The organism is Nonlabens sp., from assembly GCF_047636915.1.
GTDB lineage: Bacteria > Bacteroidota > Bacteroidia > Flavobacteriales > Flavobacteriaceae > Nonlabens.
The window spans coordinates 1-12,496 of record NZ_JBLIGN010000076.1; the positions used below are offsets into that span (position 1 = coordinate 1).

The 12,496-nt window shown below is 35.6% G+C and carries 8 protein-coding genes and 1 pseudogene; 3 read left to right on the forward strand and 6 right to left on the reverse strand.

The features are described from left to right. A pseudogene (locus ACJAT0_RS10470) lies at positions 1 to 1,383 on the forward strand (GAF domain-containing protein); the annotation flags it as partial. On the opposite strand, the gene ACJAT0_RS10475 reads toward ACJAT0_RS10470, so the two are convergent. Further along, the gene (locus ACJAT0_RS10475) at positions 1,364 to 2,563 is read right to left on the reverse strand and encodes a Pycsar system effector family protein (protein WP_415181609.1); all 1,200 of its coding nucleotides are present in this window, start codon (positions 2,561 to 2,563) and stop codon (positions 1,364 to 1,366) included. The pseudogene ACJAT0_RS10470 and the gene ACJAT0_RS10475 sit on opposite strands and share 20 nt — an antisense overlap. Before the next feature lie 29 nt (positions 2,564 to 2,592). On the opposite strand from ACJAT0_RS10475, the gene ACJAT0_RS10480 reads away from it, so the two are divergent. Both ACJAT0_RS10480 and ACJAT0_RS10485 read left to right on the forward strand, forming a co-directional pair. Continuing rightward, a complete protein-coding gene (locus tag ACJAT0_RS10480; RefSeq protein WP_415181610.1) occupies positions 2,593 to 6,324 on the forward strand; it encodes a metallophosphoesterase in 3,732 nt (1,243 codons plus the stop codon). An 82-nt stretch (positions 6,325 to 6,406) separates the two neighbouring features. Next, the gene (locus ACJAT0_RS10485) at positions 6,407 to 6,571 is read left to right on the forward strand and encodes a hypothetical protein (protein ID WP_374002208.1); all 165 of its coding nucleotides are present in this window, start codon (positions 6,407 to 6,409) and stop codon (positions 6,569 to 6,571) included. Between the two features lie 469 nt (positions 6,572 to 7,040). Here the strand turns inward: ACJAT0_RS10485 and ACJAT0_RS10490 are convergent, their stop codons facing one another. From ACJAT0_RS10490 to ACJAT0_RS10510, 5 genes are all read right to left on the reverse strand, one after another. Continuing rightward, positions 7,041 to 7,616 carry a hypothetical protein gene (locus tag ACJAT0_RS10490; protein WP_415181611.1) on the reverse strand — a complete coding sequence of 192 codons (576 nt, stop codon included), beginning with the start codon at positions 7,614 to 7,616 and terminating at the stop codon, positions 7,041 to 7,043. A gap of 69 nt (positions 7,617 to 7,685) precedes the next feature. Beyond that, the gene (locus ACJAT0_RS10495) at positions 7,686 to 8,639 is read right to left on the reverse strand and encodes a hypothetical protein (RefSeq protein ID WP_415181612.1); all 954 of its coding nucleotides are present in this window, start codon (positions 8,637 to 8,639) and stop codon (positions 7,686 to 7,688) included. Positions 8,640 to 8,760: 121 nt separating this feature from the next. Then, positions 8,761 to 9,162: a thiol-disulfide oxidoreductase DCC family protein gene (locus ACJAT0_RS10500; RefSeq protein WP_415181613.1), complete on the reverse strand. Its 402-nt coding sequence runs from the start codon at positions 9,160 to 9,162 to the stop codon at positions 8,761 to 8,763. Positions 9,163 to 9,343: 181 nt separating this feature from the next. After that, positions 9,344 to 11,521: an endonuclease MutS2 gene (locus tag ACJAT0_RS10505; RefSeq protein ID WP_415181614.1), complete on the reverse strand. Its 2,178-nt coding sequence runs from the start codon at positions 11,519 to 11,521 to the stop codon at positions 9,344 to 9,346. Between the two features lie 318 nt (positions 11,522 to 11,839). Next, positions 11,840 to 12,496 (reverse strand): DUF6671 family protein (locus tag ACJAT0_RS10510; RefSeq protein WP_415181615.1); only part of this gene is annotated, 657 nt, incomplete at its 5' end.

The window sequence follows — 12,496 nt, forward strand, 5'->3', positions numbered from 1 at the left end:
GAAAATAAGTTTCTAACGGATAACCTTTTGAAAAATGGATTTAAAAGTGCTATTTTTTATCCTATAACTAAGTCTAAAAAATTAATAGGCGTATTAGAGATCGTGAGTAAAAAGGTGTTTGCGCTGAATAGCTTTAATGTTTTAAAGATAGAGAGCGTTGCGGGTTATATCAAAGCGGCTTTGATAAGAACAGAACAAGAATATCAAAATAGTATTAAGGCTTTGATCCAGACGGAGTGTACCTCTATACATCCCAGTGTGCAGTGGAAATTTGAGAGAGAAGCCAGAAGGTTGATAAAAGCTAAAGTTCACCATTTAAAATCAGAACCCTTTAAGGATATCGGCTTTCCAGATATTCATCCTTTATATGGACAGATAGATATCGTAGGAAGTAGTGATGCTCGTAATAAAGCTATTAAACAAGACTTATTGAATCAGCTGGACCAAGTTTGTGAAATATTTACTTTCGCAAAAAAGCATGAAAAATTACCTATTTATGATCAAATATCTTACAGAGTATTAGCCTATCGTAAAGACATAGATAACGATATCATAGATGCAAACTCAGAAAGAGATATTATAAAATTGCTTAGAGAAGAGATCAATCCAGTGATGAAGCACTTGCTAAAACTGCCTCTGGAGGTTTCAGAGTTAGTCAAGGGTTATCAAGCACAGGTTGAAACAAATAGTGGTGTTATTTATAAGGAACGCAATAATTATGACACTTCGGTTCAAGCAATAAATGAGGCGCTTACCAGCGCTATTGATAAGAGACAACAAGAGGCACAACAAATTTTCCCACATTATTTTGAACGTTTCAAAACGGATGGTGTAGAACACAATATCTATGTAGGAAGTAGTATTACGGTAGATCAAGACTTTAATGTAGTCTACCTTTATAACTTAAGATTGTGGCAATTACAGACCATGATTGAAATGGAAAACAAATTTTATTCCATACAAGAGAATCTACCTTCTGTGATAGAAGCAGCTAGTATGATTCTTGTTTTTGACAATACACTAAGTATTAGGTACCGAATAGATGAAAAGCGATTTGATGTAGATGGAGCTTATAACGCACGTTATGAAGTTGTTAAAAAGAGAATTGATAAAGCACACATCAAAGGAACGGAAGAGCGTATTACTAAAAAAGGGAAAATAGCCATTATCTTTACAGATAAAGAAACAGAAAGAGAATATTTGCGATACATCAGCTTTCTGCAACACAACAATCTGTTGGGAAAGGAAATAGAACACTTTGAACTGGAAGACGTTCAAGGTGTAGTTGGTTTAAAAGCTTTGAGAGTAAGCGTCCTTTATAACATAGAAATTACAGAAGGCACATTGAGCTATGACGATCTTGTTAAGGAATTACAGGTGTAGCACTAGCGTAATCTATGGTTGTAAATGCGATGATAAATGCCAAGACAGATGCGATGATTCCTATCATAAAAATCGTGTAAGTCCAACGCAGAAGCGTGTATTTTCTATTCAATACCACTCCTAAGGACCAGAGATCTTTTATTAAAGATTCATAAATTTCCTCTTTATCGTCGATCAAGCTCATCAGCGCTTTTTGATACCTTTGAAAAGGTACTTTATGAAAGTTTCCAAAGAACAATAAATTTACGTTTCTATTTTGAACTTGTTCATCAGTAAATTCGCCGCTTGTTATATTAGGTTTTGTGGACATAATAGACAAAATGATACTTGCGACAGAAAACAAGACCAAGATCAAGGTGGGCCATAGTAAATGCCTATTGCTCAGTTGTTCTAGTTTAGGAATTAAATTAGCCAGCGCAAGAGATATAATAATAGCGTTTACCGAGAGCAATATGTTTGCCTTAGTATCAGCGATATCACTAAGCTTGATGTGATTGCGCAATGTCGTTCTAAAAAGGGTCTGTATCGCTCTTTCAGGACTCTGGTTTTTAAGGTCAACTTTGGCTTTTTCTTTATCAAATTTCTTTTTCTTTTTCTTTTTTGCTTTGATAAGTTTTAGGAGGTTGTTGTTTTTTGAAGTGTTCCAGTTTTTTATGGCATAAGCCGTATAGTAGCGATGTTTCTCTGTAAAAACGTTAATGTTTTCTTTACGCCATTGTTTGTTAGTGTATTCACAACCACTCAATTTCATCTCTTGCTGAAGGAGTTCACTGGTTTCTTTGTAGTACTCTTTAGCAAAGTGAGAGGCATCTGCATCTCTTATAATTTCTTCTAGTGGACACTTAGGGGCACCATTAAATTTTGTAGCCATAATAAGACGTTTTACAAGGTCTTTTATTTCTGGCATTTCGTTTTGCTCTGTTAGAAATTCATCGGCAATACGCGCACTTTCTTCTTCGTGACCATCAGCTCCTTTTATATAACCGGTGTCGTGCAGCCAAGCAGCAAAAATAAGCGCTTTTTGCTCTTTAACACTGATTTGAGAATTATCGATAATTTCCTGTGTACTTTTAACAACCCGTTTTGTATGTGTATAGTTATGATATACATATTTAGCATCGAGTTGGTTTTTTAACAGATTTAGTACAAAATCATCAGTAATTTTAAAAATATCGCCCATTTTATAAATTTGTTGTTGCTAAAATTAATATGATTTCCACACTTATGATTAAAAATAACATTCTTTTATTACTTACAGCAATTATTCTTACTGGTTGTGCTAGCTTTAAGGCTCAATACAAAGAAAAAACTTCAGAATTCTTCCCTATTAAATTAGAAATTGAAAAGTCTTTTTATTTAATAGGTGATGCAGGTAAATCTCCTATCGGAGGAAAAAGCGACGGACTGCTTGCTCTAGAAAACTACATAAAGTATCAAGCTACAGACAAGGATTACCTTATATTTTTAGGAGATAATATTTATCCTACAGGTATGCCAGAAAAAGATTCAAAATTTAGACCCCTTGCTGAAAATCATTTGGACGCTCAAATAAATGTAGCAAAGTCGTTTAAAGGATCTACTATTTTTATTCCAGGGAATCACGATTGGTACAATAAAGGACTAAAAAATGTAGAACGAGAAAAAAAATACATAGAAGGAGCTCTTGATCATAAAAATATTTGGAAACCTAAAGTCGGCTGTCCAATTAGTAGTATCGATATAAGTAAGCGCATCCAACTTATCATCGTAGACAGCCAGTGGTATTTAACAAGATGGGATGATCACCCCACTATAAATGACGATTGTGATCAAATTAAAACGAGGGAACAGTTTTTCTTGGAAATTGAAGGCGAATTGAAGAAAAATCAAGATAAAACTATTGTATTTGCTTTGCACCATCCATTGTTTACCAATGGTGTTCACGGAGGTCAGTATGCAGCTACTAAACATTTATATCCTTCACAGTCTTCTTTACCATTGCCTGTATTAGGATCCTTAGCGACTCAAATAAGAACTAGCGGTGGCGTTAGCCCACAAGACAAACAAAACAAGCGTTACCAAGAAATGTCTGATAGAATTGCTACTCTTGCTCGCGCATCAGCCGCGCCTAGAATTATTTTTGCTAGCGGTCACGAACATACCTTGCAGTATATCGTAAATGAAAGTATACGTCAAATAGTTTCTGGATCAGGATCTAAACAAAGTTATGCCACATTAAGTAATGACGGTCTGTTTTCCTATGGAGGAATGGGTTTTGCAAGGTTGGACATCATGAAAGATGGTAGCAGTTGGGTACGTTACTTCGGATTTGAGAATGGTAAAGAAAAATTACTTTTCACCCATGAAGCTATAAAAGCCCCTGAAGAATTTGATGTAGAGACGCTGCCTGATAATTTTCCCGCTTTCGCGAAAGCGAGTGTGTATAATCGAGAAAGAGTCGTAAAAAGTGCTGTTTTTGAATCGGTTTGGGGAACAAAATACAGAGCCCTATACGGGACTAAAATCAATGCAAGAGTAGGAATTCTAGATTCTTTAAAAGGTGGATTAACAGTGGAAAGAGCAGGTGGCGGACATCAAACAAGGTCGTTGCGACTGGTAGATAAATATGGAAAACAATACAATTTGCGAGCACTTAAAAAAAGTGCTGTACAGTTTTTACAAACTACCGTTTTTAAGGAGAATACCGTAGCAGCATCCTTTGAGGATACCGCAGCAGAAGATTTATTATTTGATTTTTATACAGCTGCGCACCCTTATGCAGCACTTACATTACCTAAGTTAAGTGAGGCTATAGGTGTTTATCATACCAATCCAGAAATTTATTATGTACCCAAGCAAAAAGCATTAGAAAACTATAATAATGAATATGGTGATGAGCTCTACCTACTCGTAGAACGTCCAGAAGAAAACCACAAAGATCTTGATAGTTTTGGAAATCCAGACGATATCGAAAGTACAGCAGATTTATTTGAAAAAATACGTGAGGATGAGAAATATAGCATCGATCAACGAGCTTTTGTAAAAGCGCGTATGTTTGACATGCTTTTAGGAGATTGGGACAGACACCAGGACCAATGGAGATGGGCACAATTTAAGAAAGAGGGTAAAAGTGTCTTCAAACCTATACCAAGAGATAGAGATCAAGTTTTTTCCAATTTTGATGGAGCTCTTTTTGCTACACTGAGAACTATGATAGGTTTAACAAAACAATTTGCTACCTACGATGAAGAGCTAGATAATGTAAAATGGTTCAATACTGCCGCCGCTTATTTAGACCGCACTCTTGCTCAAGAAGCCGATAGAGATATGTGGATTTCACAAGCGCAATTTATTCAAGATAATCTAACTGACGAAGTTATAGAAGCCGCTTTCAAAGAACTTCCTATAGAAATTTATCCAGATCAAACTACTCAAAAGATCATCACGAACATGAAAATACGCCGTGGTAACTTATTGAAAATAGCAGAGCGATATTACGATTACCTGTCTGACCTCGCTATCGTGACGGGAACAGATAAGGATGATTTTGTCGTGGTAGATCGGGTAGAGGATGGTAAAACCAGAATAACCATCTATAGAAACAAAGACGGAAAAAAAGCTGATGTTGTTGTAGATCGCTTGTTCCTAAAAGAAGATACCAAAGAGATATGGGTATATGCACTGGATGATGACGACATTATTGAAGCTATAGGGGCAGGAAAAAATCGAATCAAGGTGAGAATTATAGGTGGTCAGAACAATGATATTTATGATTTAGAGCAAGGAAAGTCCATATCCATATATGATCATAAATCAAAAGAGAATACGTTTAAAAACAAATCAGGAGCAAGAATCAGATTATCAGATAGTTATGATAGAAATCTATACGACCCTAAAAAAAGTATTAGTAAATCAAATGTAGCAGTACCGGCTATAGGATTTAATCCAGATGATGGGTTCAAGATCGGCTTACAAAACACCTATACGGTAAAGGGTTTTAATCGCAATCCTAACACAAGAGTACACCAATTCAAAGGGGGCTATTATTTTGCAACAAGAGGTTTTGACCTTACTTATAAAGGAACTTTTGCAGGGGTATTCAATCAAATGAATCTAACCGTAAAAGCGAGGTTTTCTGGACCTATGTTTGCAGAGAACTTCTTTGGTTTAGGTAATGAAACAGTAAATAATGACGACGACTTAGAGTTTGATTTTAACCGCATAAGATTGAGCGAACTTTCAGGAGGTATAGGAGTTAGCTACAAGGGTGAGTACGGTTCTCATCTAAAAGGAGGTATTGAAGTACAAAGTTATCAAGTGGAAGCTGATGAAGGTAGGTTTCTAGAATCAGAATTTGCAAATCCATCTTCTAATCCAGATTTCTTTGAACGTAAATGGTTTGTGGAGATTAACGGCGGTTACAATTACGAGAGTTACGACAATAATTTAAACCCAACAAGAGGAATGATTTTTGACCTTGTAGCAGGAATCAATGCAGATAAAGATGATATTGGGAACACCTTTGGTTATATTAAGCCTCAGCTAGGTTTTTATAACGCATTGAATCGCGATCGCAAATTGGTTCTTAAAACGCTGGCACAAGCTACTATCAACATAGGAGATAGTTATGAGTTCTATCAGAGCGCTCAAATAGGGCAAAATAACGGTTTAAGAGGTTATCGTACGCAACGGTTTTCTGGAGAAAGTGCTTTTGCTAGTTCGATAGATGTAAGGTATAGTTTCAACGAATTCAAAACGGGGGTTGTTCCCTTACAGATGGGAATATTTACTGGAGTTGATGTCGGACGAGTTTGGCAAGATGGAGAAGACAGTAATAAATGGCACAATAACTTCGGTGGCGGTTTTTGGGTCAACAGTTCTGAAGCTATAGGGGCTACATTTAATCTGTTTACTGGGGAAGATGGACCAAGATTTAGTTTTCAGTTGGGATTTAGTTTTTGATGAGTTACGGATCAGGGTTTTTATAATAATTATAAAGCTTTTGCTGTAATTACTGGGAAGGCTTTATTTTTACAATATGAATATGAAAGGATCCATTTATTTGATTGCTTTGGGTAGTATTATTGTTTTGTTAGGTGTAGTGATGTATTCCACTGAAATCGTTGGAGCAAAGGGTATGATTCTGATAGGCTTTCTAACAGAGCTTATAGGTGTCTATTACTACTGGCGAAATAAGAAAAAGAACTAATATTTTTAAATTAGTTGTTGAAGAATGAGTTTTTATCAAGCTGCTCATTCAAGCTTCCCATGGACGTATTCCATAATTTAACGGACTCCATTCGAATTTTATTTATTTATAGGGGCTTTTTTTTTAAAATTTGTAGAGCACTCCTTAGCAATAATTTATAATCCAACTGTTTTAGTTCCTTTATTCCTGAACAAAGGAATATCTTAAGTAGTGCGATCTAAGCTTGAGTTTTGCTATAAAGGAATTCTTTTTTATCCAATTGTCATCATAAAATTGAACTGTATTTATACTGCGATTTCATATAGCACAGGCGACTATGCATATGTTTTATTACCAAACTGGACCAAGCATAATTCAAATGTTTCAACACAATTTTTAAAAATTAATTTGGTAGTTCCTCTAGACAATGCTAACTAAAAATATTTAAAAGCCCCTTTTGTTAGCTCCTGATTGTAGTGAGGGTATTGTTTTATATAGAATCGGATTCTTTTTCACTATTTCTCATTAATCCCTTTGCCTGTCCCTTCCAATCGTCGCGGTGTATTCTTCCCGGGAAAAACTCGATGACTTTGGTAATAGCTCTTATATCGAGGTCAGTCATTTGACAGAGTTGCGAATAATTATAAATGCGTACGGTGTTTAGTTTCTCTTCTACCAAGCTACTTATTCCTGCGATCTTTGTAAAATCATCTCGATGGCTTTTATTACCAAAACCTATATGTGTAAAGTCTATAGTTTTATCCGCCATTTTACTTTTCACTTCTTCACTTAGTTTTCCTATTCTTTCTCGTGTTCTTAAAGCTCTTAAGGCTCCAGATGTTGAGGTGTTAGATATTTCAATGTGATTTATATCTTCAGACGTGTCAGTTGCTGTAGATTTTGGACTTTTTAAAGATTGGTTTCTGATGTTATTTTTATTTTTGAACTTCAGAGTTATTTTTTTATTAATTCCATAATAGCCAAAGAAGTACCCTATTAAAAAGGCGACAAATAGCATAGCAATGATAATAAAGAGTAGGGTTAGATTGTTTTCTATAATTTTCATCTCTATTTTATTTTACAGTTATGACAATACATTTATAATTTCGATTTGTAGACACAAGTTTTCTATCATTTAAATACATTTCATGCTAAAATTAGGAATTCCTGATGGAGTACTAATTCTTTTTATTGTCCAGGAAATTACCTCAGCAATAGAAATATCATTTAACGTGTTACCTATAGAATATGCAGGAGCGTATACTTCTGTGTTTTTACTAGGGCTCTCTTGCAGTTTCTCTTTTATCTTACTGATGTAAAAAGTAACTGCTTGATCCTTATAAAAATAAGCTTTTTGATAACGAGAAATGATTTTTTTATAGCTAAAAGGAAAGGAAGGATTGCTTTTAATCCTTTTCATTCTAGTACGTTGTGCAGAGGCGTTAGATGAAGTATCAAGTGGTAAATAATTAGTTCTCGTTATTTCCATATCAACGTCTCTTTTTGCGGCACCGTCTTCAAATTCTACATTATGAAATGAATCTGTTGTTTTTATTTTAGTGGTATCGATTCCTATTTTTAGAAGGTACTCTCTCAAGTAATCGGCTCTTTTTTTGTCGGAAGAAGGATCTTCTTCTAGAGAACTATAGCCCTTTATACTTACGACAGCATTGCTATCAATAGCAGCTATTTTTTTAATCTCTTTACCATAACGAAGGCACCCATAAGTGGTTTTTACTTGAGGGTGATTTTTATAAAGGAAGTAATATAAAATAAATAATAGTACTATAGTGTTTGAACTGCCATAAAAAGCAAATCGCTGCGCATTGCTATTTGTAATGATAACGTCTATTGGTTTGGACTTTAAATCAGGTATAGGGTCTAGTTTCTTTTCAGAAACTCCTTTATCACTTTCAGTAAACGAAGACTGCATATTTTTAATCTCGACTCCATCATTAGAAAGGGTATCATTTTTAATAATCGGCTTTTTATCTAGTCGTTCTTCAGTGACGGTTTTATTATCGACCGTAAAAACTTCTTGGGTAACTCCATGATTTTTTGTAGTGTCAAAGAAAAAATAATCTCGCACAAGCAAACAGGCTACACCGCAGAGTATAAGTATAAGAAAGCCAGACCAAAAAAAAATCACTATAATAATATTTCTATAAATATAGTCTGTAACTGTCCAACAACTAGCATTTTGAACTATTCTATAGGAATTTTGATTGTAGCTCTGGTGTAGGAATCATACAGCTTTCCTTTTTACCAAACCAGCGGTATCTGTTTCTGGCAATGAAATCGTAGACTGCATCTGTGATAAAATTAGGAATAATTATCAAAGAGTAGAGGAGCGGCCATAAACCGCCTAAATGTCTTGATATATTCAATGCTGCGGTAGCTTTAGCAAAAGCGGTATTGTCACTAACCAAAACGATAGAGTCTATTTTAGAAGGGTCAATTTGATGTTTTAAAAGCAACTTCTTACCGACTTCACTTTCCAAAGGGGCAAATCTAAATCGGTCGTTTTTATCCCGTTTTATGAGGAACAAAATAGCACCGTTGCACAAATTGCAAACACCATCAAATAGCACTATGTCATGATTTTTTTCCATTTATATGGGTATCTATGTAACATTATTAACCTTAATAAAAGCCTTACTCTTTAAAACTATACTTTTCAATACAAGCGATCATATATAAAAACAGCCCTTTTTAATTGCCACAAATAGTTGAGTTCAACAATTTTAGGTTCGTAAGCGTTAAACCTTGGTTCTACTTCCAGTCGCTAATTAGTCAGTTACCTACTTTTTCTAACTGTTCAATAGGAGCAATAGTGGTGAAAAACCCGTAATTGATCGTTACTTTTCCTCTTTCAATGGTATCCACAGTACCTACCGACTTAGATCCAGCTAGTTTTACTTTGTCGTTTATTTTAAGAACTACTTTTGGTTTTAGGTCTTCTTCTTTTACGAGGGATACTTTAGCCTTAATCTTTTCAGTTCTGATTTGTTGCACCTTTTGAATGACTTCATTTTCTACCTGTTTTTGCTTTCCTTTTTGTACCGCTTTAGGAGTTTCTTTTTTGTTTGTTGCTTTAGGCTTGCGTTTTACATTTTCTGTGATGACTAATTTCATCAATTCGTCCAGCAAAAGCTTTTTCTTTTTATTATTTTCAAAATTTTCTGCAAGATTATCAAACTTCTTACCTAATTGTATAAAACGTTGGTAACCATCATAAAGCTCTTGAAAATCTTGAAGTTTTTGATGCACGCGTTCTTGTGTATCTTCTAGTTTTGTCGCTCGTTGAGTTGTAATTACTTCTTTATCGCGCAAGCTGTCATTGTTGCGCCGCAAGCTGGAACGCTCTTTCTGTAAAGCGGCAATAGATTTATCAAAACGAATTTTGCCCCGTTCCACCTTTTTCTTTGCTTTATTGATTAAAGAATAAGGAATCCCGTTTTTTTGAGCCACTTCAAAGGTAAACGAGCTACCAGCTTCTCCCAACTGCAATTGATAAATGGGTTCTAGGGATTGAGAATCAAACAACATGTTAGCATTTGTCATTTGAGGAAGCTCGTTGGCGAGCATCTTTAAATTTGTATAGTGCGTGGTGATGATCCCGTAGGACTTACGGTCATTTAGTTCTTCAAGCATACTTTCTGCCAGTGCACCTCCTAATTCTGGATCAGATCCAGTACCAAATTCGTCAATTAAAAAGAGTGTTTTTTCATTAGCAGTATTTAAAAAGCCACGCATGTTTTTTAATCGATAACTGTAGGTGCTTAAGTGATTGTCAATACTTTGATTGTCTCCTATATCAGTAAGAACATGATCAAAAATGCAGATTCTGCTTTTTTCATGTACAGGTATTAACATTCCTGTTTGGATCATGAGTTGAAGCAAACCTATTGTTTTTAAAGTAATCGATTTTCCGCCAGCATTGGGTCCAGAAATGACAATAATTCTATTTTCTGGAGCCAGTCGTATCGTTTGCGGGTAGGTTTTTTCTCCACGGTCATTGTTTGCTACCCACAATAAAGGATGGTAAGCATCTACTAATTCTAGCTCTTGATGGGTTACCATCATAGGCAGGCAACCGTTTATTTTACGGCCGTATTTAGCTTTTGCAGCGATGACATCTGTATGGGTCAGATATGTTCTATATTCTTTAAATTCAGGGATGAACGCACGTAAAAAATCAGTCAGTTCTTTGAGGATTCTCTGTATTTCTTCCAGTTCTTCTATTTCTAATTCTGACAGCTTTCTCGAAAGCGTTAATACACGCTCTGGCTCGATGTAGGAGATGCTTCCAGTCCTGGAGCTTCCCATCATTTTACCTTTTACCTTGCGTCTGTACATCGCTTTTACTGCAAGAACACGGCGGTTTTCTACCACACTTTCCCTAATCTCGTCGAGATAGTCCAACTGTCCATAATGACTTAACGCCTGGCCAAAACTACCATTAAGTTGGCCCCGAACGGTATTCATTTCGCGTCTTAGATTTTTTAAAAGTGGTGAAGCATTATCCTTTATCTCACCAAATCTGTCCATAACAAGATCCACTTGGGTAGGAACTATTTCATTGTAAGCTATAGGTTCCAGTCGTTTGAATAGCTGAGGGAAGTATTCCTGTAGCTTTTTGAAAAACTTGATGTGTGTGTTCACTGTGCGCGGCAATACAGCCAGTTTCCTAATACTGTCTTTATCCAGTGTGCTGTTTTCAATTCCTAACAACTGAAGTTCTTTTTCTATAAGATCAAAACCGTGATTAGGAATACTGTGTTCACTAGAAAAGGACCAAAGATATTCACTCGTGTAAGCGAGCTCTCGTTCTATTAAGAATCTTGAAGTTTGTGGTTGTAAAGCGTTGATGGCAGTTTTTCCGTCTTCGGTAACACAATAAGCGCTGGCTTGCGATAGTACTACGTCAAATTCTAAATCCTGAATCGTTTTTGTGGATATGTTTTTCATAAAAGCTCTACAAAAATAAGCTAGTAAGGAATGGTTATGGACCGGTTTTGCAAGAAATTAAGGAAAGAGGTTGAAAAAGAGTTAAGAAATAAAAAAAAAGAGTCAAGATGGTCGGTAAAGAGGAAAAGGTAAAGCCAAAATATCGAATTGTAATTTAGGACACATGGATATTTAAATCAAAAAACAGGAAAAAAGAAAACGACAAAAATGTAGGGAACGCCACAATAGATAGCTAAAAGATAAAAGACCGCTAAACTTCAAACAACAATAAAAAAAACAAACGCTCAAGAACGACTCCTAAATGCTCTTATGAAAATTCTACGGGTTACAGTAATTGCAATACATAGGATCTTCACTTGTCTTTTTATTGGGATACATCGCTTCTTTTGAATACCCGCAGTGTTCGCATTGATAAATAAGGCTCAAGGTGGATGAGGTTGCCTGGCCGCATAAGCCACATTCTAGTCCTTTTTTCACATCTATTACGCCAAAACCAGGGACATGACATTTGGGACAGCTGGATGTTATCTTTTCAATCAATTTTTTGGTAGCTTTTTGTATAACGAGCATTCTGCTAGGGTTGTACATCGCTCTCATATCTGTCTCTATATAAGTGGAGTTTGATGTTTCGATGAGTTTGTGGAAGGCTTGTTTTAATTGCTCTATATCTGTTATGCCTTTGACGATATCTGTAGCGTCACTTTTTGATTTCCGAAGTATGAGGCCATGAGAGGGAAATTTTACAGATTGAGCAAAATCCATTAATTCTTTTTCTGTTTTAATTTTGTCAGCAGCAAAATTGGTTTCTAGACTCAATTCTCTGACAATAATCTCTAGGTTGTTTATTTTATCAATAAATATTAAAATCTCATCATCAGCACTGGCAAAAAACACGGAAGGATGAGACCCAAACGATCCTTCACTGGCTATTCCTAGATCACAATTACTCGCTTCCATAGCCATCAAGCACTTTTG